Source organism: Haloarcula marina, from assembly GCF_024218775.1.
Taxonomy (GTDB): Archaea; Halobacteriota; Halobacteria; order Halobacteriales; family Haloarculaceae; genus Haloarcula; species Haloarcula marina.
The window spans coordinates 2,553,193-2,579,454 of sequence record NZ_CP100404.1 but is presented as its reverse complement, the minus strand read 5'-3'; the positions used below and the strand labels follow the sequence as shown (position 1 = coordinate 2,579,454).

Sequence of the window (26,262 nt, the reverse complement as noted above, 5' to 3'; positions counted from 1 at the left end):
CGACATACGTGTCCCGGGGTAAACTGTGCTTGGGTGAGCGGTCTGACCTAATTCGATATTCAATTGTGATAATACGGTGGGTGGATTTATATTACGCATCTGGTAAGGTGACAGTCGAAGCGGCCCGCAGGGACCGGGAACGAGGGAGGATACGTGCAACTGAGTCAAGAAACTGATACGGCGACGGTGCTCGTCGTCGACGACGAACGCGACGTAGCCGAACTGTACACTACGTGGCTCGGGGCGGAACACGACGTGGAGAGTGCCTACGACGGGGAGACGGCACTCGAGATGGTCGACGAATCCGTCGACGTGGTGTTTCTGGACCGGCAGATGCCCGGCGTCTCGGGCGACGACGTTCTCGCCAGTCTCGACGAGCGGAATCTGGACTGCCGCGTCGTGATGGTGACCGCAGTCGACCCGGACTTCGACATCGTGGAGATGCCGTTCGACGACTACCTCACGAAACCAGTCGGCCGGGCGGACCTACTGGGAATGGTCGAGGAGATGCTCACGCGCACGACGTACGACGACCACATCCAGCAGTACTACGCCGTCGCCGCGAAGAAGGCAACCCTCGAAGCCGAGAAGAGCCACGCCGAACTGGCGACCCGCGAAGAGTACGAGGAGATTAGCCACCGCGTCGAGCGACTCCGTCAGCAGGCCGACGACGCCGTCACCGAGTTCGACGACTTCCGGAGCGCCTTCGAGAGCCTCGGCGAGTAACCGTTCGGCCTCGCTCCCGGATTCGGTACGTTTTCGACGGTACTCTCGTCGTGTTCCCGGTAGCGTGCGGCGCGCAACCGTCGGAATTCGACCGGCCGGTGAAAACCCGCCCCCACAGGGGTAAGTCCCTCCGGTGGCTACCGGGGCTATGGACGCGAGAGCGACGGTCCAAGACTACTACGACTCGCTTCGGCAGGGCGCGCCGCTGGATACCTTCTTCGCCGACGACCGGGCGGCGGACGACCCAATCGTGAAGTTCGGGGTCTCCGAGCGACTCGTCGGAGCCGACGCGATTCAGGAGGGCCTGCGGGACCAGACGGCCTCGACCAGTGACTGGACCGTCGAGAGCGACGCGCTCCGCGTCACCGAGCGCAAGTCCGTCGCGTGGTTCAGCGACGACGTGGCGCTCTCGTGGACAGCGGGCGAGACGCGCTACGAGTTCGAGACGCGGTGGAGCGGGACGCTCGAACACCGCGAGGACGGGTGGCGGTTCGTCGGGATGCACGTCAGCGTCGCGACGGCCCTGTGAGCGGCACCCGGATTCCACCACTTCTCGGCCATGTCGGGGACGGAACGAGCGGCGACTGAGCACGTCTCGAGGGCGACCCACCGGTGGCTATCGCTCACCGATTCGTGACCGTCGGGAGCCACCAGCGCGGTCGAGCAGTCGCTCGCCGACGTGAGCGACGGATAAAGTATGCCCGGGGAGGGCTCCGAACCCTCGATCTCCGCATAACCCAGGTCCGGGATGTGACGAGCATCCCTCGGGTCATGCCGGTTGGTACCGCATGAGTCAAAAGACCCTATGAGTGCGGCGCTATGTCCAGCTAAGCCACCCGGGCGCGGGTGCATACGGTCGTTGGCCGCTTGCCGTCTTGAAGGTTCTCATCTCCCTCGGGGCTGTGGATTCCTCTCATGGCAACGAGTTGTCGGGGGGCCCACGGATTTAAGTCATCACGTTAGTATGCACCCAACATGGATATTCCAGACCTCGTCCAAGACGAACTTGGGGACGAGGAGATTCGGGCCGGCGTCAATCTCGGCGACGAAGACGCCGTCTGCTTTACGCCGACCCGGACCCTCGTCTACCGGGGCGAGGGGTTGCTCAGCGACGAGAAAGTCACTGCCTACCCCCACGACTTCGAGCGACTGACCATCTCCGAGGGCCGTCGCAAGATAAAGTTCACCCTGTACTACACCGACGAGAAGCGCGATTTAACCGTCCCCGGCGGCCGCGGCGAGGCCGTCCTCGAACGGCTACTGGAGGGGAAACTGACCGTCTCGAACGTCATCGAGAGCGAGGAGTCTGTGGCAGGCGTGTTCCGATTCAGCGAACTCACGCTGGTCGTCACCGACAGCCAACTCCTCCGTCACCTCGGCGGCGTCACGTGGGACGCCGACTTCGAGGCGTACGCGTTCGAGGACGTGACGGGACTCGACTTCGAGGAGGGGAGCGTCGCGACGGCCATCGTCCTCTCGGTCAACGACCGCCCGGAGCGAATCAAGGCCCCGGCGGAGGACGCCCCGCGGCTGAAACAGGTGCTACAGGACGCGCTGTTCGCGTTCCACGACGTGTCCTCGCTCGCGGACCTGAACGCGAAACTGTCGCCGGAATCCGAGGAGTCCGACGAATCGGACGACGGATTGGGGCTGGACGCGGGCATCGACCCGCTGGTCAGTGGGGACACAGAGAGCGAACAACGCGAGGAGACACCGACGCAGTCGGCGACCGACAACGGCGGCGGCCAAGCGAACGCGGCGGCCCCGACGACGGGGAGCGCCCAGTCGGCGACCCAGCAGGCGGCCATCGACGAGGTCGAAACGAGCACCGACACCGACACCGACACCGACGCAGACCCCGACATCGCGGCGCTCGAACAGCAGGTCGCGGACCTCACAGCCGTAATCGAGCGGCAGAACGAGCGGCTGGACCGGCAGGAACAGACGATACAGACGCTCATCAAAGAGCTTCGGCAGGGTCGCTGAACTCCCGTCGGCGCACTTTTTCAGACGCGCTACTCTCGGCCGAGCACTTTCCTGATGCACGTCGACCCGAACGGCCCCAACTCGCCGCCGTCGAACTGGACGAAGTGGCCGGTCGAGATGCCCGCGCCGCAGCGCTCACACGAGAAGTCGCCGTCCTTGACGACCACGTCCGCCTCGAAACTCACGTAGGTCCCGCGAGAGCGCGGTCGAACGAGTCCGTCTTCGCGGTCGATGATGCCACGCATGGCCGCGGTGTCGAGAATCTCGCGCTGGAGGCCGGGGTTCGTGGTCACCGTCTCGATTCGGTCCATCGCCTCGGCGACCGACAGCGAGTCGTGTTCGAGGTGCGCGAGCAGTTCGACCCCGAGTTCGACGGGGTCGCGGTCCGAGTCGGCGTCGTCCACGCCGGTGGGTCGTCGGCCACCGGATTAATCCTTACCACAAGAGGTTTGCCCGTCCGGGTCGCTCTCACGGACAGATGGACCGCCTCGTAAAGCACCAACTGGTGGGTACGAGCGCGCTCGCCGTCGTTCTCGCCGTCGCGGCTCTGTTTCTCTCACCGGCGCGACTCATCCACGAGGCGATGCACCTCGCCGACCATCCCGTGTACATGGCGGCCCTCATCGTTTTTCTGTACCTGATTCGGCCGCTGTTCGCGTGGCCGACGATGCCGCTCTCGGCGTTCGTCGGATTCGTCCTCGGCGTCGAGTACGGCATCCCGGTGGCGCTGATGGGGGCGCTCGTCACCTGCCTCATCCCGTATCGGTTCGCCCTGCGGGCGGGCGAGCAGGGCGGCGTGTTCGGTCGGCTCAGCGACTCGGGACAGCGCATCATCGAAGTCACGGGCGAGACGCGCGGCGTCCTCGCGGCACGGCTCTCGCCGGTCCCGGCGGACCCGGTGTCCTACGGGGCTGGCTTCGCGGACGTGTCGACGCGGGCGTTCGTCGTGGGGACCTTCGTTGGCGAGATTCCGTGGGTCGTCGTCGAAGTGCTCGCCGGGGCGTCGATGCGGTCGCTGACGCTGACGGGCCTCTCGATAGACGCGCTCCCGCACCTGCTGGCGCTGTTCGGCGCGATGGCGGTGCTGGTGTTGGCTGGGCCGACGTACCGACACTTCAGCGGTCGGCCGGAGTCGTCCTGAACTCGAAGCGCGCGCCGCCGTCGTCGCTCACCGTCACCGCGGGCGTCCACCCGTGCGCCTCCGCGATGTCTTCGACGATGGCGAGTCCGAATCCGGTCCCGTTCTCGCTGGTCGTGTACCCGCGCTCGAACACGCGGTCACGGTCTGCTTCGGGGATGCCGGGGCCGTCGTCGGCGACGTAGAAGCCCGCGAACTCGTCCAACAATCCGACCGTGACGACCACGTCTTCGGCCCCGTGGTCGGTCGCGTTCCGAAACAGGTTCTCGAACAGTTCCCGAAGACGGTCTGGGTCGGCCTCGATGGTGTCTGTCGCCCCCGAGACGAGGGCCGCTTCTTCCGTCTGGACGCTGGCCCACGCTCGCTCCGCGACGGTGGCGATGTCGACTGTCTCCGTCGTCCCGACGCTCTGGCCCTGTCGCGCCAGCGTCAGCAGGTCGTCGATGAGTTGCTCCATCCGCTCGGCGGCGGCCGATGCGTCGCCGAGGTGGCCGGTGTCGCCGGTCTGCTGGGCCAGCGAGAGGCGGCCCTGCACGACGTTGAGCGGATTTCTGAGGTCGTGGCTGACGACCGAGGCGAACTCCGAGAGGCGCTGTTCGCGCTCCTTTCGCTCGGCGATGTCGCGGATGACGCCCGCCGTCCCGGTGAACTCGCCGTCGGCCGACGGGAGGAGCGCGAGGTTGTTCTCGCAGGGAATCGTCTCGCCCCAGCGCGTGACGAGGTGCATCTCCAACGTGCCGGTGTCGGTTTCGGGGTCGTCCAGCAGTTCCTGGATGAGGTCGTCCCCGCGCTCGACGTCCTCGTCGGTCATGATGATGTCGATGCGCTGACCGACGAGTTCGTCCCGGCCGTACCCGGTCATCGGTTCCATGGCCTCGTTGACGAAGGTGAACACGCCGTCGTCGTCCAGCGCGTAGACGGGGTCGCCGACGGCTTCGACTATCGTCTCGTACCGCTCTAAGTCACGTTCGCGCTCCCGCCGGTCGGTGATGTCGCGGATGACGCCCACCGACCCGACGAACTCGCCGTCCCCGTCGAACAGGGGCGCGACCTTGTCCTCGTTGACGACTCGGTTCCCGTCGACGTCGATGGTCTCCATCTCGAAGGTGTCCCACGTCCGGTCCGGGTCGTCGACCAACTGTTGGATGCGGTCGCTCGCCGTCCGCACGTCCTCGGGTGACATGAACCGCGTCGGGTCCGAGCCGACGATTTCCTCGCGGTCGTACCCCAGATGGGCCGCCATGGCGTCGTTGACCATCCGTATCGTCCCATCGGCGTCGAGGACGTACATCGCGTCGCCGACGTTCTCGACGAGCGTCTCGTACTGTTCGAGTTTGCGCTCCCGGGCCGTCCGGTCGGTGATGTCGCGGACGACGCCGACCGACCCGGTGAGTCGCCCGTCGTCGTCGGTCAGCACGGCCAGTTTGTTCTCGGCCCGGCGGGTTTCCCCGTCGGCCGTCGTCACCGTCATTTCGTAGGTGACCCACGACTCGTCGGGGTTCGAGAAGAGGCGGTCGACGAGTTCCGTACCCCGTTCGTGGTCCGGGTCGGCGATGTACTTCCGTGCTGGCGTCCCGAGGAGTTCCCCGCGTTCCGTGCCGAGATACGCCGCCATCTCTCGGTTCGCCATCTCGATACGCCCCGTCTCGTCGAGCACGTACATCGGGTCGCCGACGTTCTCGACGAGCGTCTCGTACTCTCTCAGTTTCCGTTCACGGGCCTTCCGTTCCGTGACATCCCGCGCGATACCGGCGATACCCAGCACGCCCCCGTCGGCGTCTTCGATGAGCGACCCGCGGAACTCGTAGGGGATGTGCTCGCCCGCCTTCGTCTCGATGGGAACTTCGAACTTCGTGTGACCGGTGTCCAACGTATCGGCGATGGCGTCGGTGATACGGTCGTGACACTCCTCGGGGACGAAATCGAGGGTGTTCATCGACGTGATTTCCTCGTGGCCGTACCCGGTCACCGCCGCGACGGTGTCGTTCCAGCGAATCAGTTCGCCGTCGGGGTCGATGACGTAGAACGCGTCGTCGATGGCGTCGATGAGGGTCTCGGTGAACCGGCGTTCCCGGTCGACTTCGTGCTCGCGTTCCCGGCGCGCGGTGATGTCGGTGATGAACCCCTCCAGCAGTTCGATGCCGTCGTCCGTATCGACGACCCGTCCGCGTTCCCAGACCCATCGCGTCTCGCCGTCGGCGGTCTCGACGGCGTAGGTGACCTCGAACGGTTCGTCGGCCGCGATACACGTCTGGACCTGTTCCCAGAGGCGGTCGGCGTCGTCGTCGTCGACGAGGCTTCCCCACGACACCTCGCCAGATTCGATGGCGGCGGCGTCGTAGCCGACGAGGTCCGCGGCTCCCTCGCTGACGAACTCCATGGGCCATCCGGATTCGTTGCGGGCGCGGTAGACCATGCCGGGGAGGTTCGAGATGAGCGTCGAGAGCTGTCGCTCGGATTCCTCTAAGGCGGCTTTCGCCCGCTTCTCGCCCACCGCTCGCCTGATTCGATTCGCGAGGACGGTGTACTGGTCGGTCCCGACGCCCTTCTGGAGATACTCGGTCACGCCCGCCGAGATGGCGTCGCTGGCTATCTCCTCGTTTCCCTTCCCGGTAAAGAGGACGAACGGGAGTTCTTGGAACTCCGCACGAACGGCTTTCAGAAACTCCAGTCCGTTCATCTCGGGCATGTCGTGGTCGCTCACGACGCAGTCGATGGACTCGGAACGGAGACGGTCCAGGCCGTCGTAGGCGTTCGGTTCAGTCACCAGGGAGATGTCGTCGTCGACACGTTCCAGGTGCAGTGCGGCGATCTCCGCGAACTCCGTGTCGTCGTCGACGTGGAGGACGCGAATCTCGCCATCCCTACTCATTGTTCCAAGAGATGCGGTTCAACCACAATAAATCCGCGACACCGCTCAGTAGAACGTGTCAGCGCAGTCGTATACGACGCCGTGTTCGGGGCAGACGTACTTACAGTGGCGGTGGTACATCGGGCGGTCACACATCGGACACGGCCGCCCGCCGGTATCGTCGCTCATACCCGGTGTTCGGCGGCGGCCGCTTTCGCTCTTTGGGGGGAATTTGGTACTCCGTTGGAACAACGCCTTTTGCCGGGTAGCGCCTCACTCTCGTATGGGACAGGACTTGCTGGATTCACGAGGTGGGCAGTTGCTCGTCGCCGTCGCCGCGGGATTGGCGGGCCTCGCGGGGTCGTACGCCGTCACGGGATACACCCCGGCCTTTCTCGCATCGCCGGTCGAGCGGACGCTGGCGCGGCAGATGCCCGGCGTGGTCGTCTCCTTCGCCATCACGACGCTGGGGAGCGTGGGCCAGCAGTTGAATCTGCTGACCGCCGTCGCCATCGTCGGCCTGTTCATCGCACTCGCGGCGCGGGCGGCCATCCTCGTCGGGCAGGAGGCCAACAACCGCCTGCTTCCCGGCGTCGGCACGGCGCTCCTCACGTGGGTCGTCGGCGTCGCGCTGACGGGCGAACTCGTCCTCGCGGCGGGCGCGGCGCTCCCCGCGGCCGCCGTCGTCGTCCTCGCGCAGGGACTCGACGCCCTCGGGAAGACGACCCCGCCAATCTCCTCGAAACGCCGTCGAGCCCTCTCGACCATCGGCGTCGCCCTCGGTGCGACGGCGCTCGGCTACAGCGTCGGAACGCGTCGGACGCCCACCGCGACCGCCAGAGACGCGCCGAGACTCACGGCCCCGGGCGCCGACCGCGAAGATATCGAGGCGAAACTCGACGTGGCCGCCGAACGGTCGCTGGACCTGGACGGACTGGACCCGCTGGTCAGCGAGCGCTTCTTCGAGGTGGACATCAACTCCATCGACCCGGAGGTCGACGCCGATTCGTGGACGCTCTCGGTGACCGGCGCGGTCGAACGGGAACTCACGCTCGACTACGACGAACTCCGGGAGATGCCCGCCGAGAACCAGTTCTCGACGCTTCGGTGCGTCGGCGAGAAACTCAACGGCAAGAAGATGGACACGGCGCTGTGGACCGGCGTTCCCGTCGACCAGTTGCTCGACGAGGCCGGGATACAGAGCGGGTGTGAGTGCGTGATGCTCCGGGCGGCCGACGGCTACTTCGAGGAGTTCCCCATCGACGCGCTTCGGGGCGGGATGCTCGTCTACGGCATGAACGGGACGGTCCTCCCGCGGGGCCACGGCTACCCCGTCCGCGCGCTGGTGCCCGGCCACTGGGGCGAGGTCAACGTCAAGTGGCTCACCGAAATCGAGATTCTCGACCGGGAGGCGGAGGGCTATTGGGAGAAACGCGGCTGGCAGGGTACCGGACCCGTGAACCCGGTCGCCAAACTCCACTACCGCGAGGACACCGACGACGGCCGTCGACGCCTCGGCGGGCACGCCTACGGCGGCCTCGACGGCGTCTCCAGCGTCGAGGTGTCTACCGACGGCGGTGTGACGTGGACCGAGGCGTCCCTCTCCGAACCGCTCCCGAGCGTCGACGGCGAGGGCGTCGCCGCGGACGCGTGGCGGCAGTGGGAATACGCGTACGCCGCTCCGAGCGGCGGCCACACCGTCGTCGTCCGGATGGTCGACGACGAGGGTCGGGTCCAACCCGAGACGGAGTCGAAGGCCTATCCCAGCGGGCCGTCGGGGTGGGTCAGACAGGAGTTCGCCTGAGTTCGCGTTACTCGGTTCCCACGTCGTAGCACAGTTCGACGATACCACTGGGATAGCGCGTCGTCTCGACGAGGTCCAGCGACCGACGCGGTCCGTCGCCGAACAGCGGGATACCGTCGCCCAGCAGTAGCGGGACGACGTTCAGCCGTATCTGGTCGACGACCCCCTCGCGGAGGAACGACTGTGCGAGTGCCGCGCCGCCGACGAGCCACACAGTGTCGTACTCGCGTCGGAGGCAACCGGCGAGTTCGGCCACGTCGCCGTCGACCAGTTCGACGTGGTCGGTCGCCCGCGGCAGGTCCCGACTGGTCGCGACGTACGTCGGCCGGTCGGCGTAGGGCCAGTCGCCGAAGCCCAGTACCTGCTCGTAGGTCCGCGACCCCACGACGAGACAGTCCACGTCGGCGAAGAACGCGTCGTAGCCGCCCCGTTCGTCGTCGTCACCGGTCTCCTCGTCACCGCCGCCCGCGCGCTCGCTCGTGTCGAACTCGTCTAACCACGCTACGCCCCCGTCTGGCGTCGCGACGTACCCGTCCAAACTCGTGGCGACGTAGAGGACGATAGTTCCGGGCGGCATACTCCACCTTCGACCCGTGACAGCATAGCGGTGCTGTCGCCGTCAGAGACAACACACATCCTTCTCGCCCACCAGACGCCGGTATGACCGAGACGATAGTTGGCGAGGTCATCCACGTCGTCGCGCCCGCGGACGCCGACGAGTACGAGTTAGACCCCGACCTCCGCTCGCTCGCCGAGTCGCGCTACATCCTCGTCTGCCGGAAGGGCGGCCGCCCCTCGTGGTTCGAACGCGTCGTCGCCTTCCTCCGACGCGAGCCAATCGAACCGGTGACGCTCGTCGCCGAGACGGCCGCCGAGGAAGGTGAGGAACTGTCCGTGACCGTCCGCGAGACGAGCGTCTCGGGCGTCTACGAAGTCGTCGAGTGAAAAATCGAACCGCGCGCAGTCGGGCGAAACGGGCTCCGGTGTCACACGCTCCGTCTGGCCGCGGGGAGTCGGTTCGTCAGCGATTCAGCACTCGGACCAGCCACAGGACTCGCAGGTCTTGCAGCCCTCCGAGTAGTACAGCGAGAGCGACCCGCAGTCGGGACACTCGGGGCTCTCGCCGGCGTCGATGAGTTCCTGCTGGTCACCGGCCGTCGCGGACCCGGCGTCCGGACCAGCGTCGGCGTTCGGACTCTCGGCGGCCTGCGGACCGCCGTCGGTCTGGGTGGACGCGGACGCGCCGCGTTCCGCCTCGTCCTCTTCGTCCTCGGCCGTCTCTTCGAGCGTGACCTGTTGCGGGTAGGCCTTGTCGACTTCGCCGTCGAGATAGCGGCGCAGGGCCGTGCCGATGGCGTCGGGGATGGACTGAATCTGTTCGCCCTTGTCCCACGCGACTTTCGGCGAGCGGATGCCCTGTAGTTCGTCGGCTATCTCCTCGGGGTCGACGCCCGACCGGAGCGCCGTCGAGATGGTCTTCGCCAGCGCCTCGGTGAACGAGGCGGTGAAGCCACCGGAGTTGCCGATGTTGGCGAACAGTTCGAACGGTCGCTCTGCCTCGGGGTCCTCGTTGATGTTGACGTACAGTTTCCCGTAGCCGGTGTCGATGCGCTGGGTGACGCCGTGGAGCACGTCCGGACGGTTGGCCTTGCGGGCGAACTCGCTCTGCTCGCCGTCGGCGACCGACAGCATCTCCTCGACGGACTCGTCGAGCGCCGCCTGCACGGCGTCGTCTTCGAGGAAGCCTTCGATGCCGCCGAACATCTCCTCTATCTGGGCGACCATCTCCTCGGCGTCCATGTCCGCGAACTCGGCGTTCTGGGCGCGCGTGGTCAGCACCTGCTTCGAGCGCGTGCCGTCGCGGTAGTAGGTGACGCCCTTGCCGCCGTGGTCGTAGATGTACTCGAACACTTCGGCGGCGTCCTCGACGGTGGAGTCGTTCGGGGCGTTCACCGTCTTCGAGATGGCGGAGTCGACGCCCTCTTGACAGGCGACCTGCACGCCCGCGTGGTCCTGCGCGGAGAGGTCGCCGGTCGTGACGAACAGTTCGCCGATGGCGTCCGGCACCGTCGAGAGACCGGTGACGCCGTCGAACTCGTTGTTCGCCATCTGCTCTTGGGCCTCTTCTTTGACGGCGTCGACGTCGATGCCGTTCTCCTCTAAGGCGCGGAGGAAGTAGTCGTCGAACTCGACGAGCATCTCGTCGCCCTGCACGTCGTCGGAGACGTTCTTGTAGTAGGCGACGTTGTAGATGGGTTCACACCCGCCGGTGGTGTTCCCGATCATCGAGGTGGTGCCGGTCGGCGCGATGGTCGTCGTGTTGTGGTTGCGGATGGGGTAGCCGTCGGCCCAGTCGTCGGCGTCCTCGCCGGTCTGCTTCTCGAACCACTCCCGGTACTCGGTCGGGTTGGCGTACTTGGAGTTGTCCCACTCATCGAAGGTGCCGCGCTCCTCTGCGAGTTGGCGGCTGGCGGCCTTCGAGCCGTGGTTTATGTGGCGCATGACCTGTCGGGCGATTTCGTTGGCCTCGTCGGAGCCGTACTCGACGCCCAACTGGATGTAGAGTTGTGCCAGTCCCATGATGCCCAGCCCGATTTTGCGCATCTCGCGGACCTTCTCCTCGATTTTCTCGACGGGGAAGTCGGACATCGTGACGACGTTCTCGAGGAAGTTCGTCCCGAGTTCGATGCGGTGGTCGAACTCGTCCCAGTCGAGTGCCTCGTCGAGGAACGCGTCGATAGCGGCCGCCTGCGTGGGGTACTCGTCGGCGTGTTCCTCGGCCCAGACCCGGTAGTCCGGAGCGTCCGTCGCGGCGAGCGTCGAGAGGTTGATGTGACCGAGGTTACAGGCCTCGTACTCCTCCAACGGCTGTTCGCCGCACGGATTGGTCGCGAGAATCTGGTGGTCGGGGTGTTTCTCCACGTCGAAGGAGTGCTGCTTGTTGACGCGTTCGAGATAGATGACGCCCGGTTCGCCGTTCTCGTGGGCGCCTTCGACGATGCGCTCCCAGAGTTTGTCGGCGGGGATGGAGAGGATTTCACCGGCCTCGACGTACTCGCCGAGGTCGAACATCTCGTACAGTTCCTCCGTCTCAGGGGTGGCGACGTGGGGTTCCTCGGTGCGCGGGTTGGTGAACGTGAACTCCTCGCCGTTCTGGAGGGCATCCATGAAGCCGTCGGTGATACCGACAGAGATGTTGAAGTTCGACAGGTGGCCCTCGACGGCGTTCCGGAGGTGCTTGGGCACCTTCCCGTCCTCGTCGATGAGTTCGCGGGCCTCTTCCAGCGCTTCGGCGAAGGAGTTGTGGGTGAAGTCGTCGGGGTCGTTCAGGCGGAGCGTCTCCGCCAGCGAGACGTCCTTGTTCTTCGCGTGGATGAACTGGATGACGTCGGGGTGGGAGACGCGCATGACGCCCATCTGGGCACCGCGGCGTGCGCCACCCTGCGCGATGGTCTCGCACATCTGGTCGTAGGTCCGCATGAACGTGATAGGGCCGGAGGCGATGCCGCCCGTAGAGCCGACGGGGTCGCCGTACGGGCGAAGCTTCCAGAACGCGTAGCCCATTCCGCCGCCGGACTGGAACACCTGTGCGGCTTCCTTGGCGGTCTGGTGGATGTCGTCGATATCGTCGCCGGGCGAGTCGACGAAACAGGCCGAGAGCTGTTGGAGTTCGTCGCCGGCGTTCATCAGCGTCGGCGAGTTCGGCATGAAGGAGAGCTGTTCCATCTGCGACTGGAACGCGTCGGCCATCTCCTCGACGTGGTCCCGTACGTCCGCGGGGAGTTCGGGGACGACGGTGTCGTAGGCGAACTTGTTGACGTTGTACACCGAGAGGGTCGTTTCGGCGTCGTCCTCGGCCGTGGTCCCCTTCCCGAACACTTCGGCGGCGAGTTCGTCACGTCGCGGGTGGTCGGGCTTGAGTTGGTCCGGCGTGACCGTCACGTCGATGTCGTGCTGGTTGGCCTCGAAGACGGCCTCGGCGAGGGCGATGTTCTTCGCGACTCGTTCGAAGAGGTCCTCCGGCGCTTCGACGAGGTCGCCGTTGGAGTCCTTCCGGAGATAGCGAGCGGGCAGGATGTTGTTGTAGGCGTTGCCCGTCAGTCGGTCTTCGAGGGTCTCCCCGTCGGTGCGCTTTATCGGGAGTGTGAGTTCGTCGGCGGAAAAGTCCGCGTCGCTCATTCCTCGGTCCTCCCGCCGACAGCGTCCGTCTGTCGGTCGATACCCCATCTATCGGCTGGCCGTAATCCGGTCATTTGTGGCGGCGAATACGTATTCATGGCTGGCGTATATGGTCTTCCATTCAATCGCTGTGGATGGCCGCAGGTGCCGGAGAGTGGCAACTACGGTAGTTGATGGTTCGGTTCCGGTGACACGTCACGTACCGCTCGTGTACGAACACTAGCAACGCCGGTCGATTCTTAATGGTGAGTAAACCGTAGTGAAAGTGAAACACCGGCCCCCTGAACCGACAGACGACGGCGCGAAATCCAGTAGAAATAACCGGGGGTTTCGGATGGAGATGTCGGCCGCGCCACCGAAATATTTGCCGCAAAACTCGCCTGTCAGACGTACTGCCGTCTGGCGGTTTTCGGGCCATTCGACCGCCGTCTTGCGGTGCGGGTGAGACGCGCCGCTCTGGCCACGAAATATATGTGCCTGTCCGCCGAAATCAAATGTATGTTCTCGTTGTTACAACTCGGCGCCCTCGGAAACCCGCCCGCGCTACTACTCGGGTTGATTCTGGTCGCTCTCGTGTTGCTCGTCGGCCGAGTCGTGATGAAGTTCGCGTGGCGACTCGTCCTCCTCGCCATCATCGCCGTAACGGTACTGTGGGTGCTCGGAATCCTGGGGTTCAACGTCGCGTTCTAAACGCCGTCGAGGAAGTTCCGAATCACGTCGTGGCCCACCGAAGTCAGGACCGACTCGGGGTGGAACTGCACCGCTTCGATGGGGTACTCGCGGTGGCGCACGCCCATCACTAACTCCGTCCCCTCGTCGGTGGTCGTCGTCGCCGATACCTCGAACTCGTCAGGCACCTCGGTCGCGACCAGCGAGTGGTAGCGGCCGCCCTGAAAGCCCTGTTCGAGGCCCGCGAAGACGCCCTCGCCGTCGTGGTCGATGGGGAACGCCTTCCCGTGGATGGGTTCGGGTGCGCGACCGATGGTGCCCCCGTAGGCGTAGACGGCCGCTTCGAGGCCCAGACAGACGCCGAGCGTCGGTACCTCGGGGCTGACCTCTCGAAGTACGTCCATCGTCACGCCCACGTCGCGGTCGTTCTTCGGATGGCCGGGGCCGGGCGAGAGGACGATGGCGTCGGGGTCGAACGCCCGCACGTCGTCGAGCGTCGCGGTGTTCCGGACGACTTCGGTGTCGGCGTGTTCGGAGACGTACTCGACGAGGTTGTAGGTGAACGAATCGAAGTTGTCGACGAAGAGCACGCGCTTGCGGTCGCTCGCTCGCGTCGTCTCGCGGTCCGGTGCTGTCTGTTCGGCGCTCATCGCTCCACCTCCGCTTCCGCCCCGGTACCCGCCGTCTCAGGGGCGGCCGTCTCGATTCGTTCGACGGCCGCCAACACGCCGTCCATCTTCTGTTCGGTCTCGACGTACTCGCTCTCGGGGTCCGAATCCGCGACGATGCCCGCACCCGCCTGCACCGTGATTCGGTCGTACGCCGGGTCGTCGCCCTGGGGGAGCGAGACGCCGTTTTCGACGGTCGCAGAGCGGATGACGATGGCGAAGTCGGTGTCGCCGCCCCAGTCGAAGTAGCCGACGCCGCCGCCGTAGGGTCCCCGCGGCGAGCGTTCGAGTTCGTCGATTATCTCCATCGCCCGAATCTTCGGCGCGCCCGAGAGCGTCCCGGCGGGGAACGTCGCCCGCGCGGCGTCGAAGGCGTCACAGTCGTCGGCGAGGGTCCCGGTCACCGTCGACTCGATGTGCTGGACGTGGCTGTACTTCAGGACGTTCATGAACTCCTCGACGCGGACGGACCCGGGGTCGGCGACCCGGCGCACGTCGTTTCGCGCGAGGTCGACGAGCATCGTGTGCTCGGCCCGTTCCTTCCCGTCGGCGAGCATCTCGCCCGCGAGGCGGCGGTCCTCCACGGGGGAGTTGCCCCGCGAACAGGTGCCCGCGATGGGGTTCGAGACGACGCGGTCACCGGCGACGGAGACCAGCGTCTCGGGACTCGCGCCGACGATGGTCAGGTCGTCGTGCCCAAGGAGGTACATGTACGGCGAGGGGTTGACCGCTCGCAGGGCCTCGTACAGGCCGAGGGGGTCCACGTCGCCGTACAGTTCCCGCGTCCGGGAGATGACGCCCTGATAGATGTCTCCCGAGAGGACGTACTCCTTGGCGCGTTCGACGGCTTCCTCGTACTCGTCCTGCGGCCCGGCAACCTCGGCTTCGCGGGTGAACCCACCCGTCGAGAGTGTGTCGGCGTCGCCGAGTGCCGCTTCGATGCGGTCGACTTCCGCGAGGAGGTCATCGTAGCGCTGTCCGGCATCCTCACCGACACGCAGTACGGGCGTGAAGACGAGTTCGACGCTCTCTTCTGCGTGGTCGAACCGCAGGGTCGCCGTCGTCAGGACGAACTGGGCGTCCGGGAATCGCGAGTCCGGGCGGTCCAGTCCGACCTCGTCCAACCAGAGGTCGTAGACGGCGTCGTAGGACAGGAAGCCGACGAGGCCGCCGTCGAGGTGCTGGCGGTCCATATCGGGGAACCCGCGCAGTTCCACGTCCGGCATCGCCGCCCGTAGGTCGTCGACCACGTCGCCGCCGTTCGTCGTCACGAGGTCGGCATAGCGGTCGTCGAACACCTCCACGTCGGTCTCCTCGCCTCTGACCGTCACGACCGCTCGCGGGTCGTACCCGACGAACGAGAAGCGGGCGTGCCGGTCGTCCGTCTCGGGGGCGAACGCGCCGTCCGGGTCGCTGGAAGCGACCTTCTCGGCGCTCTCTAAGAGGAACGTGTAGTCGCTGGCGGCCACGTCGCTGGTCCGCCCGGCGAGGGCGGCGTAGGCCGCCAGCGGTTCCACGTCCACGTCCAGTTCCGCGGCGGCGCGGACGACGACCGGTCGGTCGGCCTCGGCGTACTCGACGAACTGCTCGCGGGAGACGTCGAGGCTCACGCCGACACCTCCACGTCGGTGGCCGTCGCGTTGGCGACGAACTGCCGAACCGCATCGTGGTCCTTCACGCCGCCCGACCGCTCGACGCCGCTGGCAGTGTCGACGGCGAACGGTCGGACCGTCTCGACGGCCTCGGCGACGTTCTCGGGCGTGAGGCCGCCCGCGAGAATCACGGGCGCGTCGACCGAGTCGACCAGTTCACGGGTTCGCTCCCAATCGTGGGTCTCGCCGGTGCCGCCCGCGCCCTCGGCGTCGAGCGAGTCGACCAGCAGGGCGTCGGCGTGGTCGGCGTACGCCTCGATGTCGTCCGCCTCGGCGTCGACGACGGCGACCACCTGCTGGGTCACGCGGCGGGAGAGCGCGCCCAGTTCCGCCGGCGACAGGCCGTCGTGGACCTGCACCACGTCCGGGTCCACGTCGTCGACGCGGACGACCGCCTGCTGGACTGTGGTCGGCATCGTCACCAGCACGCTCGATACGAGCGGTGGGACGCCGTCCACGATGTCCGCGGCGGCGTCGGCGTCGACTTCGCGCGGCGTGTCGACGGGGACGCCGTGGATGACGCCCACGGCGTCGGCCCCCGCGGACACCACTGCGTCGCGGTCTTCGGGGGTGGTTACGCCACAAATCTTCACGCGCGTCATGCCTCTATCAGGTCCTCCAACTTCTGGGCGGCCGCGCCGGATTCGATGGCCTCGCGGGCGAGTTCGACGCCCTCGGCGTGCGTCTCGGCGACGCCAGCGACGTAGATGGCCGCGCCCGCGTTCGCGAGGATGATGTCGCGTTTCGCGCCGGTGACCTCGCCGGAGACGATGCCGCGGAGGTCCGCGGCGTTCTCCTCGGGCGACCCGCCAGCGACGGCCTCGATGTCGTGCGTTTCCAGTCCGATATCCTCGGGGGTGATGGCGTACTCGGAGATGGAGTCGCCAGTCACCTCGGCGACGGTGGTCTCACCGTGGATGGCGATTTCGTCGAGTCCGTCGCCGTGGACCACGAGCGCTCGGTCCACGTCCAGACGGGCCAGCGCTTCGGCCATCACGGGCACGAGGTCGGGGTCGTAGACGCCCAGCACCTGTGCGCGTGCCCCGGCGGGGTTCGTCAGCGGCCCGAGGATGTTGAAGACGGTCCGCATCCCGAGTTCCTTGCGCGGACCGATGACGGCCTTCATCGCCGGGTGGAACACCGGCGCGAGCATGAAGCCGATGCCCTCGCGTTCGATGGTCTCCTCGACGGCGGGCGGTTCGGCGTCCACGTCGACGCCCGCAACCTCCAGCACGTCGGCGCTTCCCGAGGAGGAGGACACCGAGTAGTTACCGTGTTTCGCGATGGGGACGCCTGCGCCCGCGGCGACGATAGCGCTCGTCGTCGAGACGTTGATGGTGTCGTAGTCGTCGCCGCCGGTCCCGCAGGTGTCGACCAGTCCCTCGCGGTCGGGTTCGATGGTCCGGGCGGCGTCGCGCATCCCCTGTGCGAATCCGGCGATTTCGCTCTCCGTCTCGCCTTTCGCCCGGAGTGCGGCCAACAGCGCGCCGATTTGGGCCTCGGTGGCCTCCTCGAAGACCAGCGTCGCCACCTCGCGTGCCTCTTCCTGTGTCAAATCCTCGCCGTCTGTGACGCGTTCGATGTACTCCTGCATAATGTTCTCCAATGGATTGTTCCGTGTTGTAATGTACAAATCCGTACAATGGCTTAAGGCTGTCGGAGGATGCTGTCGCTCCGGCCGGTGTGCGCACAATCAACAGACGCCGTGCGGGTATCGAATTCGAAACCTTCAATTATATCCCCCGGCAACAGAGAGATGCACGAGGCAGCGAGGGTTCGTGGTCTAGGTCGGTTATGACACCTCCTTGACATGGAGGAGGCCGGCGGTTCAAATCCGCCCGAACCCACTCTTTTGTCGCGAACAAACCCATGAGCGACGAAATCGTTCGTGGGGGCGGTTTGAAGTAGACGAGACGAGCGGGGCGAGTCTCGGCGTGGTTCACAATCCGCCCGAACCCATTTCTGACGACGCTACCGACGAGCGCAGCGAGTCGCGTTCGTCGTCTGAATGGTCGACGGAGATTTGAACCCTGGAAGACGCGCGCAACGAAGTGAGCACGTCTTCCTTCGGTTCACAATCCGCCCGAACCCATCTGCATTCTCTCGACGCTCATTTTCTAGCTCCGCGTATCGAGGACGTCCAGTGGTGTTGCACTTTGGGCGGGGACTGCAACGAACCAGCGCGCAGTCGTTCAGCGTGCACGGATATCGCGGCCGGTGTTCGGGAGACGTGTGGCACTCGCAGGTGGTTCGATGGATATGTTATGTTTGGCTAACAATTTTCACCGACCAACCCCTATACTCCGTCTGATGGGAAAGATGGGGTCGTTCTATCGAATCTATAAAGAACAGACAATCTCGGACGCGCTCTCCTCGACGGCGACCTATCTCGTTAGTCGGTTTCTGACGGCGGTACCTCGGTACTACGCTCTCCAGAAACGCTATCACATGCTCGTGTCCACCACAGATGTCGAACACTACAGTTCGCCCGTCGATCCGTACAAGATAGTGCGCATCCCTGCGGGGGACATCGACAAAATGACGAGACGCGACATCCCCGTCAGAGACGGGTTTTCGAACTTCGGTTCCGTCGTCGGCGGCGATTGGGATATAAAAGAGGCTATCGGCTACAATCCTTCGCTGTCGGAAGATATGCGCTGGTGCTTCGATCTAATTCACGATGTAACACTCGAGAAAACGGAGCTTTACCGTTCTTTTCGCGACCATTTCGTACACGGCACGAACTGGGAGGATACGAGGTACGTGTCCGAACTCGCTGACGGAATCGCACGCGGGAGAGACTGCTGGTACGAAACACAGTCAGAACTACTGCGCGAACATCGAAAATACGACCTGCTGTACCACGAGGTGGCCGAGAACGGACTGTGCTGTCAAAGGCAGTATCGGAACGAACCGTTTCCGAAATCCATGCGCCGCGAAGTTAGAATCGACATCGGTAGGGACGGGGATCCACTACTGGCAGAGGGACGGCACCGAGTGGTAATCGCGAAACTACTCGGTGTCGACGTTCCCGTCGTCGTGATGGTCAGGCATCCAGAATGGACGGCGTATCGAGATGCGGTGTACGAGTTTGACTTGAACGTCTCACATCCCAACTTTTCCGAATTCGGGGCGTCTCGGAACGACGCCACGGCGTGAACACGCGCCATTCGTGGCGAAAAGGGGCCTGTACGATGTGGGTCCCGACGCACCCGGTGAGCGGGACAGAGCCAACTCTGTAGAACGTTCCAGTAGTTTCTTACAGTCGCCGACGTAGCGAGGCGTATGGACGAGACGCTTCGGTCGTTGCAGTCGTTCGAACAGTTCGTGTTGCTGAGCGTGGTGGAGCTGTCGCAGGCCGAGCAGACGCCCGCACACTCCTATGACGTGACGGAGGTGGCGAAAGCCCACCTCGACGACGTGGACCGGGACCCGTTCGGCGGCGTCGAACGGCAGTCGGTCATCAACGCCTTGCGAACGCTCGCCGATGAAGGACTACTCGCGAAAGACCAGACGGAGTCCGCGACAGGGAAGGGACGACCAGCCTACGGGTTAGCGGTCGACGCGGACGACGTGCTCGACGAACTCTCGGGGGCTGAAGAAGTCGGTGGGTACGCCGAGACGCTTCGAGCGTCGGCCTGAGTGCGGTCGGTTTAGACGATGCTGACGTCGGCGGCCGTCTGCTCGATAGCCGGGGGTTCGCCCGCTTCGATGCGGTCGAGTCGGTCGACGATGCTGTGGACCACGTCGCCGTCGGTACATGGCGCGACGTGGGCGAGTTCGCTCTCGTGGTACTCCGCCAGTCCCATCACCGGCAGGACCATGGCGCGGTAGGCGTCGTCGGTGGCCTCCGAATCCACGTCCGTCGTCTGGTAGAACGACTCCAGCGAAACGTTGTTCGAGAGCGCCCACTGGCGGAACTCGGCGACGCGGTTGAGGATGTACTTCCCTTCCTCGGTGTTGGCGGCGGCCGATTCGGGGGCGATTTGCTTGCCCCAGACGATGACGTTGTAGCCGGCGATTTCGTCCTCGCGGTCGAGGCGTTCGAGTCGGTCGAGGACGGCCTCCTGCCGGTCGTGAGCGCCGTCGGGGAGCAGCGAGCGAACGTACAGTTCGATATGGGGGGTCGGAGCGTCTTCGGTCATAGCTATCGAAATCATACTGGCGGAGCTACATATGCGTTCTGTGGGTAGTGTATGCACATCTCGGAACGATATATATTCCTAATAACCGCAAGCAGGCGGCGTGATTCGGGGAATCTATTTTCCAGTGTTTGACCAAACCCACCGATCCTTTACCACTCTATATGTTAGAAAGTCCATCAAAAATCCCCCTGCGGCTGGTCACGCAGTCGGAGGTTCTCGTGGATGCCGAGGACGAGTGCGGGGACGACGACCATGAAGATGTGTTCTTCGATAGGGATACCCAGCAGGTCGACGCCCGTCCGAAGGACGATGTCGAACACGCCGACTTCGAGGGTGTACCAGTCCCAGACGTACGCGATGGGATAGAGGACGACGATGGTCCGCCCCGCGAGGCGGAGGGCGTCGGCCCGCACGAGGAGCACCAGCGCGATGGCTCCCCAAACGACCTCGGTCACGAGGTACGTGTAGGGACCGAACACGGTAATGTCCGGGAACATATCCGACAGACGGCCCGGGTGTTCTAAACGTTGTCCCCACTCCCGGAACACGGGAACTAAACCAACCTTGATAACCCTTCACGTAGTATCTGCGGACGTGAAGCACGATGGACATTGCTGACATCGCCACCAAAGAGTTTGTCGAGGTCGACGCCAACAAGCGCCTCGGGAAGGTGCGCTCTATCTTCGAGCGCGAGAACCCGAAGGGCATCATCGTCACCGAGGACGGTGAGTACGCTGGCGTCATCACGCAGAAGCAGTTGGTCCAGTCCCACGTCGAGGACGACGCGAAGGCGGGGGCGATGACGCGCTCGGCCCCGAAGGTCGAGCGGACCGACAACGTGCGGGACGTCGCCCGCGTGCTGGTCGAGGGCGGCGTCAAAATCGCCCCGGTGTTCCAGGGTGACGCCCTCTGGGGCATCGTCACCGAGGACGCCATCCTCGAAGCCGTCCTCGAAAATCTGGACGCTCTGACTATCGACCAGATTTACACGGAGGACGTCATCACGATTCGGGAGGACACGAACGTCGGGCAGGTCGTCAACCTCCTCCGTAAGCACGGTATCTCCCGACTTCCGGTGCTCGACGACACCGAGGGCCTGACGGGGATGGTCACCCGTCACGACGTCGTCGACGTGGTCGTCCGGGACATGAACAAAGCCACCCGCGGCGACAGGGCCGGTGAGATAGAGCGCGTCCTCGACATGCCGGTGTACGACGTGATGAACAGTCCCGTCGAAACCGCGAAACTCGGAGATTCGGTGCGCGACGCCGTCGAGCGGATGCTCGAAAACGACTTCGCGGGGCTGGTCGTCACCGACGGGGACGACGACAGCCACGTCATCGGCATCGTCACGAAGACGGACGTACTCCGGGCGCTGACCTACACCGAGGAGGACCACATGGACGTGCAGATAACCAACATCAACCTACTCGACACCATCTCCCGCGACGACATCCGCGCGGACATCAGCCAAGTGGTGGACAAGTACCAGGCGATGCAGGTCCAACACGCCCACGTTCGGTTCCACGAACACAAGGAGAAACTCCGCGGGACGCCGCTCATCCAGTGTCAGATTCGCCTCCGGACCAACAAGGGGCAGGCCGCCGGGTCCGGCGAGGGCTACGGCGCGGAGATGGCGTTCAACGTCGCCCTCGACAAACTCGAGCGGAACGTTCTCGAACTGAAAGGCGTGCAGGCCGACGAGGAGTACCGCGGTCAGTTGCTCCGAAAACTCGGCGAACTGTAGCGCGCCCGCTCACCGACTTCGAACCGATTTTTCGCTCGCGTCCGGCCCGCGACGACACCAGCGGTAGCGCCGTGGTAACACACTGTATTTTCGGGAACTCTGGAACGAATACATTCGACCACAAATACTATGGAAATGTGCTCAAACGTCTTGTTATAGGGCATCTACTGAGTGCATCGTTGTCATAGGGCCTGCGAATCTTTAATATCTAGTGCGAACGAGTGGCTGATGGGAGCCATGTCATACAGGTCCCTCACCACAGCACTGACGCTCTATCGTAGTCGGACACTCACGTTGGAACAGGCCGCGCGGCACGGCGGCGTTTCGACGGGAAAAATCGCTGCTGCGGCGCGGTCACGCGGGATTCCGGTTCGCGAAGAGGAAGCGGAGGCCATCGAGACGAACGTCGCCGAATAAGCCGCCCGCAGTCCCCGAGTTTCGGTCCTTACTGGAAGCCGATGCGACCGCTGCTTCCGGCCTGTCGCTGCGGGCTGGACCCGCCCTTGAACTCTTCTTGCATCTGCTCGTAGTACTCGCGGATATCGTCCGTAATCGTCGGGCGGACGTTGTCCATCGCCTTTCGGAAGTGTCGCATCTCGACTTCCTCGGCGTCGTCGGCCTCGCGGAGCGCCTCGATTGCGGCCTCGCGGGCGATAGATTCGAGGTCGGAGCCGACGAATCCGCTGGACCGTTCGGCCAGTTCACGCAGGCTCACGTCCGGCGCAAGCGGCGTGTCGTCGGTGTGAATCTTCAGAATCTGCTCGCGGCCCTCGACGTCCGGTTCGCCGATCATGACGAGGCGGTCGAACCGGCCCGAACGGATGAGCGCGGGGTCTATCATGTCCGGGCGGTTGGTCGCGCCGATGACCATCACGTCCTCCATCTCCTCCAGTCCATCGAGTTCGGTCAGGAGTTGGTTGACGACGCGTTCGGACACGTTCGACCCCATGTCGCCGCCCCGTCCCGGCGCGAGCGAGTCGAGTTCGTCGAAGAAGATGACCGTCGGGGCCACCTGTCGGGCTTTCCGGAAGGTCTGGCGGATGGCCTTCTCCGACTCGCCGACCCACTTGCTAAGCAGTTGCGGGCCGCGGACGCTGATGAAGTTGGCGTCCGTCTCGTTGGCGACGGCCTTCGCCATCAGCGTCTTCCCGGTGCCGGGCGGGCCGTACAGCAGGACGCCCGAGGGCGGCGTGACGCCCATCCGGTCGAACTTCTCGGGACTATTCATCGGCCACTCGACGGCCTCTTGGACCTGCTGTTTGGCGTCGTTGAGGCCGCCGACGCTGTCCCAGGACATCTTGGGCAACTCGACGAGGACCTCCCGCATCGCGCTGGGGCTGACCTCGTTGAGCGCTCCCTTGAAGTCCTCGCGCTTGATTATCATGCGGTCGATGAGGCTCGGCGGGATGTCCTCCTCGTCCAAGTCGATTTCGGGGAGGTAGCGCCGCAGAGCCTTCATCGCGGCCTCTTTGGTCAGGCTCTCGATGTCCGCGCCGACGAACCCGTGCGTCTCGGTCGCCATCTTCGCGAGGTTGACGTCGTCCGAGAGGGGCATCCCGCGGGTGTGAATCTGGAGAATCTCCTCGCGGCCCACCTCGTCGGGGACGCCGATTTCGATTTCGCGGTCGAACCGACCCGGGCGACGGAGCGCGGGGTCGACCGAATCGACGCGGTTGGTGGCGGCGATGACGATGACCTGTCCGCGAGATTCGAGGCCGTCCATCATCGTGAGCAACTGGGCGACGACGCGGCGCTCGACTTCGCCGGTCACGTCTTCGCGCTTGGGCGCGATGGAGTCGAGTTCGTCGATGAAGATGATGGCGGGGGACTCCTCGCTGGCGTCCTCGAATATCTCCCGTAACTGCTGCTCGGACTCGCCGTAGTACTTCGAGATAATCTCCGGCCCGGCGATAGAGAAGAAACTGGCGGAGGTCTCGTTGGCGACGGCCTTCGCGAGCAGGGTCTTTCCCGTCCCCGGCGGACCGTGCAGCAGGACCCCCTGCGGCGGCTCGATGCCGAGTTTCTTGAATATCTGGGGGTGCTTCATCGGCAGTTCGACCATCTCGCGGACCCGCTGAATCTCGTTTTGCAGGCCGCCGATGTCCTCGTACGTGATGCCGCCGCCGGTCTTCTCGAAGCCCGAAATCGGCTCCTCTCGCAGTTCGACTTCGGTGTCTTCGGTGATGAGGCAGACGCCCTCTGGCTCGGTTTCGACGGCGATGAGCGGAATCGCCTGCCCGGGCGAGCGCATGAAGGGGTGGTTCGTCGAGGACATCACGGGGACGATGTCGCGCTCGACGACGGGCCGCTTCAGAATCTGCCGCTTGACCATGCCCGCGGCGTCGGAGCCGAACTGCACCGACGCCTCCTCGGGCGGGGCGAGCACCAGTTTGTCGGCCTTCTCCGCTTCGGCTTTCCGAATCGTCACGCGTTCGCCGATGCCCACGTCGGCATTCTGACGCGTGAAGCCGTCGATGCGGACGGTGTCGGTGTTCCAGTCTTGTCGGTCGGCACGCCAGACTTTCGCCGCCGTCGTATCGCTCCCCTCTATCTCGATGATGTCGCCGGGCGAGAGCTTGAGATGGAGCAACGTGTCGGGGTCCAGACGGGCGATGCCGCGCCCCGAGTCGTTCGGGTACGCCTTCGCCACTTCCAGTTGCACTTCGTTCATAGTAGAGTCGCGCTACAGAGAACTGGGGTAGCCCGAGAGATATGCTTTATGCTACCGGCGGTCGGAAGGCGGCAGCGACGGGTTTTTATGTGAACTGCTACCACACTACAGCCAGCGCTGTACGGCGCGCCTCTCCTCACGCCACAGTGGCGTCGCTGTGGGGCGTTCGTAGTCCCCGTCCTCCTCTGCCGCCACCGCCGAGTTTGATAAGGATGCACACGATAGCGCCAGTATGGTGTTTCTCGTTCCGTTCGACGGTTCGCCGCTCGCAGAGACCGCCCTCAACCGCGCGGTCACCTACGCCGAGGCACTGGACACTGATGTCGTCGCCGTCAGTCTCATCCCGACCGGGTCGGACTACGCACAGCGGCGCCGCCGGGTCGACCCGCACGAGGACTTCGCCGCGGAAACGGCCGCCAGCGACCTCCGTCGGAAGATAGAGGAGGCCACCGACGACGCGGAACTGCACTACAACGACGTGAGCGCCTACTCCGCGAACGAACTCTCGGAGACGATTCGACAGGTCGCGAAGGACGTGGGGGCGACCGTCGTCTTCCTCGGGAGCGCCGACACGGAAGACGTGGTCGTCCCCATCGCCGACTCCGCAGACGGCAACGACTACGACGTGCACATCGTTCGCCGGGCGTGAGGTCGTTGTAGTAGGCTTTTATCCGGCGGGTGCGACCGTCCGACCATGCGAACACTCGCCTTCGACGGTCGGATGGGTGCCGCCGGGGACATGCTACTCGGAGCGCTCCTCGCCGCTGGCGCCGACCGGTCCGTTCTCGACCCCGTCGAGGAGGCTCTCGACGTGGCGTACGCCGTCTCGACGGTCGACCGCAACGGGGTCAGCGCGACCCGCGTCGAGGTCCTTCTTCGAGACGCGGACGACGGGGCGCACGATGACGACCACGCGCATCACGAGACCGACCACGAGCACAGTCACGGCGACGAGAGCCACGACCACGACCACGACGGCCACACACACGACCACGACCACAGCCACGACCACGACGGCCACACACACGCCGAAGGCCACGGTCCTCAGCGGACTTACGCCGAGGTCGTCGAACTCGTCGAGGATATGGACCTCCCCGATGCGGTCGAGGTCGACGCCCTCGCTATCTTCGAACTTCTCGGCGAGGCGGAGGCGGCGGTCCACGGGACTGACCTCGAGGACACGCACTTCCACGAGGTGGGGGCCGACGACGCCATCGCCGACATCGTCGGTGCGGCGCTTCTCCTCGACGACCTCGGCGTCGACCGCGTCGTGACGACGCCTCTCGCCACGGGCGGCGGGACCGTCGAGATGAGTCACGGGACCTACCCCGTGCCGACGCCCGCGGTGGTCGAAGTCGCCGAACGGGCCGACTGGTCCCTGCGGGGTGGGCCAGTCGACGCCGAACTGCTGACGCCGACGGGGGCGGCCGTCCTCGCCCACTACGCCGAGGGCGTCGACCACCTCCCGCCGCTCCGGGTCGAGGATTCGGGGTACGGCGCTGGCGGATGGACCTTCGCCGACCGGCCGAACGTCCTGCGAGCGATGGTCGGCGAGGGCGAGGGGCAACTCCGGCGCGAGGACATCGTCGTCTTGGAGACGAACCTCGACGACGCCTCGCCGGAACTGCTCGGGGACCTCCAGCGGTCGCTGACGGCCGTCGGCGCGCGGGACGTGTCCGTCGTCCCGACGACGATGAAGAAGGCCCGGCCCGGCCACATCGTGAAGGTCATCTGCAAGTCGGAAGACGCCGAACGGGTGGCCCGCCGACTCGCCGAAGAGACGGGCACGCTCGGCGTCCGCGAACACGGCGTCACCCACCGCTGGGTCGCCGAGCGCGAGTTCGAAACGGTGGCGCTCGCCATCGACGGCGACCGGTACGAAGTGACGGTGAAACTCGCCAGCGACACCGACGGCGACGTGTACGACGTGAGCGCGGAGTACGACGACGCCGCGGCCGTCGCAGACGAGACGGGCCTGCCGGTCCGCGAGATACTCCGGCGGGCCGAACGGATGGTTCAGGAGTGA

The 26,262-nt window shown here is 65.1% G+C and carries 25 protein-coding genes and 2 tRNA genes; 14 read left to right on the top strand and 13 right to left on the bottom strand.

Going from position 1 to position 26,262, the window contains the following annotated elements:
- Positions 1-153 precede the first annotated feature (153 nt).
- Both NJQ44_RS13545 and NJQ44_RS13540 read left to right on the top strand, forming a co-directional pair.
- Positions 154-726 carry a HalX domain-containing protein gene (locus NJQ44_RS13545; RefSeq protein ID WP_254271879.1) on the top strand — a complete coding sequence of 191 codons (573 nt, stop codon included), beginning with the start codon at positions 154-156 and terminating at the stop codon, positions 724-726.
- A gap of 148 nt (positions 727-874) precedes the next feature.
- On the top strand, positions 875-1,255 hold the full coding sequence (locus tag NJQ44_RS13540; RefSeq protein WP_254271878.1) for a nuclear transport factor 2 family protein: 381 nt from the start codon (positions 875-877) through the stop codon (positions 1,253-1,255).
- Positions 1,256-1,424: 169 nt separating this feature from the next.
- On the opposite strand, the gene NJQ44_RS13535 is transcribed toward NJQ44_RS13540, so the two are convergent.
- A tRNA-Met gene (locus NJQ44_RS13535) sits at positions 1,425-1,568 on the bottom strand.
- Between the two features lie 133 nt (positions 1,569-1,701).
- On the opposite strand from NJQ44_RS13535, the gene NJQ44_RS13530 reads away from it, so the two are divergent.
- Complete coding sequence (locus NJQ44_RS13530; protein WP_254271877.1) at positions 1,702-2,712, top strand: DUF7115 domain-containing protein; 1,011 nt, start codon at positions 1,702-1,704, stop codon at positions 2,710-2,712.
- A 29-nt stretch (positions 2,713-2,741) separates the two neighbouring features.
- Here NJQ44_RS13530 and NJQ44_RS13525 read toward each other — a convergent pair whose 3' ends face one another.
- Positions 2,742-3,116, bottom strand: a complete 375-nt coding sequence (locus NJQ44_RS13525) for a DUF5830 family protein (protein WP_254271876.1) — start codon at positions 3,114-3,116, stop codon at positions 2,742-2,744.
- 74 nt (positions 3,117-3,190) lie between these two features.
- Here NJQ44_RS13525 and NJQ44_RS13520 point away from each other — a divergent pair, with 74 nt between their 5' ends.
- On the top strand, positions 3,191-3,853 hold the full coding sequence (locus tag NJQ44_RS13520; protein ID WP_254271875.1) for a TVP38/TMEM64 family protein: 663 nt from the start codon (positions 3,191-3,193) through the stop codon (positions 3,851-3,853).
- Here NJQ44_RS13520 and NJQ44_RS13515 read toward each other — a convergent pair.
- Both NJQ44_RS13515 and NJQ44_RS19485 read right to left on the bottom strand, forming a co-directional pair.
- Entirely contained in the window at positions 3,828-6,722 is a 2,895-nt protein-coding gene (locus NJQ44_RS13515) for a hybrid sensor histidine kinase/response regulator (protein WP_254271874.1), read from the bottom strand. The two genes, NJQ44_RS13520 and NJQ44_RS13515, sit on opposite strands and share 26 nt — an antisense overlap.
- A 45-nt stretch (positions 6,723-6,767) precedes the next feature.
- On the bottom strand, positions 6,768-6,890 hold the full coding sequence (locus NJQ44_RS19485) for an HVO_2523 family zinc finger protein (protein WP_256557170.1): 123 nt from the start codon (positions 6,888-6,890) through the stop codon (positions 6,768-6,770).
- A 94-nt stretch (positions 6,891-6,984) separates the two neighbouring features.
- On the opposite strand from NJQ44_RS19485, the gene NJQ44_RS13510 reads away from it, so the two are divergent.
- Positions 6,985-8,505 carry a molybdopterin-dependent oxidoreductase gene (locus NJQ44_RS13510; RefSeq protein ID WP_254271873.1) on the top strand — a complete coding sequence of 507 codons (1,521 nt, stop codon included), beginning with the start codon at positions 6,985-6,987 and terminating at the stop codon, positions 8,503-8,505.
- Between the two features lie 7 nt (positions 8,506-8,512).
- On the opposite strand, the gene NJQ44_RS13505 is transcribed toward NJQ44_RS13510, so the two are convergent.
- On the bottom strand, positions 8,513-9,082 hold the full coding sequence (locus NJQ44_RS13505) for a dihydrofolate reductase family protein (RefSeq protein WP_254271872.1): 570 nt from the start codon (positions 9,080-9,082) through the stop codon (positions 8,513-8,515).
- 83 nt (positions 9,083-9,165) lie between these two features.
- On the opposite strand from NJQ44_RS13505, the gene NJQ44_RS13500 reads away from it, so the two are divergent.
- Positions 9,166-9,450, top strand: a complete 285-nt coding sequence (locus NJQ44_RS13500; RefSeq protein ID WP_254271871.1) for a DUF7526 family protein — start codon at positions 9,166-9,168, stop codon at positions 9,448-9,450.
- Between the two features lie 84 nt (positions 9,451-9,534).
- Here the strand turns inward: NJQ44_RS13500 and NJQ44_RS13495 are convergent, their stop codons facing one another.
- Positions 9,535-12,684, bottom strand: coding sequence for an adenosylcobalamin-dependent ribonucleoside-diphosphate reductase (locus NJQ44_RS13495; RefSeq protein WP_254271870.1), 3,150 nt, complete (start codon positions 12,682-12,684; stop codon positions 9,535-9,537).
- Positions 12,685-13,182: 498 nt separating this feature from the next.
- Between NJQ44_RS13495 and NJQ44_RS13490 the strand changes: the two genes are divergently transcribed.
- Positions 13,183-13,374: a DUF8029 family protein gene (locus tag NJQ44_RS13490; RefSeq protein ID WP_254271869.1), complete on the top strand. Its 192-nt coding sequence runs from the start codon at positions 13,183-13,185 to the stop codon at positions 13,372-13,374.
- On the opposite strand, the gene trpG is transcribed toward NJQ44_RS13490, so the two are convergent.
- The 4 genes from trpG to trpD are packed head-to-tail and all read right to left on the bottom strand — an operon-like array spanning position 13,371 to position 17,267.
- The gene (gene trpG / locus NJQ44_RS13485; RefSeq protein WP_254271868.1) at positions 13,371-14,003 is read right to left on the bottom strand and encodes an anthranilate synthase component II; all 633 of its coding nucleotides are present in this window, start codon (positions 14,001-14,003) and stop codon (positions 13,371-13,373) included. The genes NJQ44_RS13490 and trpG overlap by 4 nt on opposite strands.
- Positions 14,000-15,631 (bottom strand): anthranilate synthase component I, encoded by a 1,632-nt coding sequence (gene trpE / locus NJQ44_RS13480; RefSeq protein ID WP_254271867.1) that lies wholly within the window; start codon positions 15,629-15,631, stop codon positions 14,000-14,002. Before trpE ends, trpG begins: the two co-directional genes overlap by 4 nt.
- The gene (locus tag NJQ44_RS13475) at positions 15,628-16,275 is read right to left on the bottom strand and encodes a phosphoribosylanthranilate isomerase (protein ID WP_254271866.1); all 648 of its coding nucleotides are present in this window, start codon (positions 16,273-16,275) and stop codon (positions 15,628-15,630) included. The genes trpE and NJQ44_RS13475 overlap by 4 nt, the downstream gene beginning before the upstream one ends.
- Entirely contained in the window at positions 16,272-17,267 is a 996-nt protein-coding gene (gene trpD, locus NJQ44_RS13470) for an anthranilate phosphoribosyltransferase (protein ID WP_254274341.1), read from the bottom strand. Before trpD ends, NJQ44_RS13475 begins: the two co-directional genes overlap by 4 nt.
- 178 nt (positions 17,268-17,445) lie before the next feature.
- On the opposite strand from trpD, the gene NJQ44_RS13465 reads away from it, so the two are divergent.
- The 3 genes from NJQ44_RS13465 (at position 17,446) to NJQ44_RS13455 (ending at position 19,315) form a co-directional block, all read left to right on the top strand.
- Positions 17,446-17,520, top strand: a tRNA-Val gene (locus NJQ44_RS13465).
- Positions 17,521-17,983: 463 nt separating this feature from the next.
- Positions 17,984-18,832 (top strand): hypothetical protein, encoded by an 849-nt coding sequence (locus tag NJQ44_RS13460; RefSeq protein ID WP_254271865.1) that lies wholly within the window; start codon positions 17,984-17,986, stop codon positions 18,830-18,832.
- Positions 18,833-18,958: 126 nt separating this feature from the next.
- Positions 18,959-19,315, top strand: a complete 357-nt coding sequence (locus NJQ44_RS13455; RefSeq protein ID WP_254271864.1) for a hypothetical protein — start codon at positions 18,959-18,961, stop codon at positions 19,313-19,315.
- Between the two features lie 11 nt (positions 19,316-19,326).
- Here the strand turns inward: NJQ44_RS13455 and NJQ44_RS13450 are convergent, their stop codons facing one another.
- Together NJQ44_RS13450 and NJQ44_RS13445 are read right to left on the bottom strand one after the other, a co-directional pair.
- Positions 19,327-19,818, bottom strand: coding sequence for an HTH domain-containing protein (locus tag NJQ44_RS13450; protein WP_254271863.1), 492 nt, complete (start codon positions 19,816-19,818; stop codon positions 19,327-19,329).
- Between the two features lie 176 nt (positions 19,819-19,994).
- The gene (locus NJQ44_RS13445) at positions 19,995-20,315 is read right to left on the bottom strand and encodes a lycopene cyclase domain-containing protein (RefSeq protein WP_254271862.1); all 321 of its coding nucleotides are present in this window, start codon (positions 20,313-20,315) and stop codon (positions 19,995-19,997) included.
- Positions 20,316-20,422: 107 nt separating this feature from the next.
- Between NJQ44_RS13445 and NJQ44_RS13440 the strand changes: the two genes are divergently transcribed.
- Together NJQ44_RS13440 and NJQ44_RS19480 are read left to right on the top strand one after the other, a co-directional pair.
- Positions 20,423-21,565, top strand: coding sequence for a CBS domain-containing protein (locus NJQ44_RS13440; RefSeq protein ID WP_254271861.1), 1,143 nt, complete (start codon positions 20,423-20,425; stop codon positions 21,563-21,565).
- Positions 21,566-21,802: 237 nt separating this feature from the next.
- Positions 21,803-21,982 (top strand): DUF7317 family protein, encoded by a 180-nt coding sequence (locus tag NJQ44_RS19480; RefSeq protein WP_348533060.1) that lies wholly within the window; start codon positions 21,803-21,805, stop codon positions 21,980-21,982.
- A gap of 28 nt (positions 21,983-22,010) precedes the next feature.
- Here the strand turns inward: NJQ44_RS19480 and NJQ44_RS13435 are convergent, their stop codons facing one another.
- Entirely contained in the window at positions 22,011-24,236 is a 2,226-nt protein-coding gene (locus tag NJQ44_RS13435) for a CDC48 family AAA ATPase (protein ID WP_254271860.1), read from the bottom strand.
- Between the two features lie 232 nt (positions 24,237-24,468).
- Here NJQ44_RS13435 and NJQ44_RS13430 point away from each other — a divergent pair, with 232 nt between their 5' ends.
- Together NJQ44_RS13430 and larC are read left to right on the top strand one after the other, a co-directional pair.
- The gene (locus NJQ44_RS13430; protein ID WP_254271859.1) at positions 24,469-24,885 is read left to right on the top strand and encodes a universal stress protein; all 417 of its coding nucleotides are present in this window, start codon (positions 24,469-24,471) and stop codon (positions 24,883-24,885) included.
- A gap of 45 nt (positions 24,886-24,930) precedes the next feature.
- Positions 24,931-26,262 (top strand): nickel pincer cofactor biosynthesis protein LarC, encoded by a 1,332-nt coding sequence (larC, locus tag NJQ44_RS13425; protein WP_254271858.1) that lies wholly within the window; start codon positions 24,931-24,933, stop codon positions 26,260-26,262.

Coding starts and splice junctions, on each gene's coding strand:
- larC (WP_254271858.1), top strand. CDS start 24,931: ATGCGAACACTCGCCTTCGACGGTCGGATGGGTGCCGCCGGGGACATG.
- NJQ44_RS19480 (WP_348533060.1), top strand. CDS start 21,803: ATGTCATACAGGTCCCTCACCACAGCACTGACGCTCTATCGTAGTCGG.
- NJQ44_RS13455 (WP_254271864.1), top strand. CDS start 18,959: ATGGACGAGACGCTTCGGTCGTTGCAGTCGTTCGAACAGTTCGTGTTG.
- NJQ44_RS13450 (WP_254271863.1), bottom strand. CDS start 19,818: ATGACCGAAGACGCTCCGACCCCCCATATCGAACTGTACGTTCGCTCG.
- NJQ44_RS13515 (WP_254271874.1), bottom strand. CDS start 6,722: ATGAGTAGGGATGGCGAGATTCGCGTCCTCCACGTCGACGACGACACG.
- trpG (WP_254271868.1), bottom strand. CDS start 14,003: ATGAGCGCCGAACAGACAGCACCGGACCGCGAGACGACGCGAGCGAGC.
- NJQ44_RS13460 (WP_254271865.1), top strand. CDS start 17,984: ATGGGAAAGATGGGGTCGTTCTATCGAATCTATAAAGAACAGACAATC.
- NJQ44_RS13500 (WP_254271871.1), top strand. CDS start 9,166: ATGACCGAGACGATAGTTGGCGAGGTCATCCACGTCGTCGCGCCCGCG.
- NJQ44_RS13505 (WP_254271872.1), bottom strand. CDS start 9,082: ATGCCGCCCGGAACTATCGTCCTCTACGTCGCCACGAGTTTGGACGGG.
- NJQ44_RS13520 (WP_254271875.1), top strand. CDS start 3,191: ATGGACCGCCTCGTAAAGCACCAACTGGTGGGTACGAGCGCGCTCGCC.
- NJQ44_RS13430 (WP_254271859.1), top strand. CDS start 24,469: ATGGTGTTTCTCGTTCCGTTCGACGGTTCGCCGCTCGCAGAGACCGCC.
- trpD (WP_254274341.1), bottom strand. CDS start 17,267: ATGCAGGAGTACATCGAACGCGTCACAGACGGCGAGGATTTGACACAG.
- NJQ44_RS13490 (WP_254271869.1), top strand. CDS start 13,183: ATGTTCTCGTTGTTACAACTCGGCGCCCTCGGAAACCCGCCCGCGCTA.
- NJQ44_RS19485 (WP_256557170.1), bottom strand. CDS start 6,890: ATGAGCGACGATACCGGCGGGCGGCCGTGTCCGATGTGTGACCGCCCG.
- NJQ44_RS13475 (WP_254271866.1), bottom strand. CDS start 16,275: ATGACGCGCGTGAAGATTTGTGGCGTAACCACCCCCGAAGACCGCGAC.
- NJQ44_RS13495 (WP_254271870.1), bottom strand. CDS start 12,684: ATGAGCGACGCGGACTTTTCCGCCGACGAACTCACACTCCCGATAAAG.
- NJQ44_RS13540 (WP_254271878.1), top strand. CDS start 875: ATGGACGCGAGAGCGACGGTCCAAGACTACTACGACTCGCTTCGGCAG.
- NJQ44_RS13440 (WP_254271861.1), top strand. CDS start 20,423: ATGGACATTGCTGACATCGCCACCAAAGAGTTTGTCGAGGTCGACGCC.
- NJQ44_RS13435 (WP_254271860.1), bottom strand. CDS start 24,236: ATGAACGAAGTGCAACTGGAAGTGGCGAAGGCGTACCCGAACGACTCG.
- NJQ44_RS13510 (WP_254271873.1), top strand. CDS start 6,985: ATGGGACAGGACTTGCTGGATTCACGAGGTGGGCAGTTGCTCGTCGCC.
- NJQ44_RS13445 (WP_254271862.1), bottom strand. CDS start 20,315: ATGTTCCCGGACATTACCGTGTTCGGTCCCTACACGTACCTCGTGACC.
- NJQ44_RS13530 (WP_254271877.1), top strand. CDS start 1,702: ATGGATATTCCAGACCTCGTCCAAGACGAACTTGGGGACGAGGAGATT.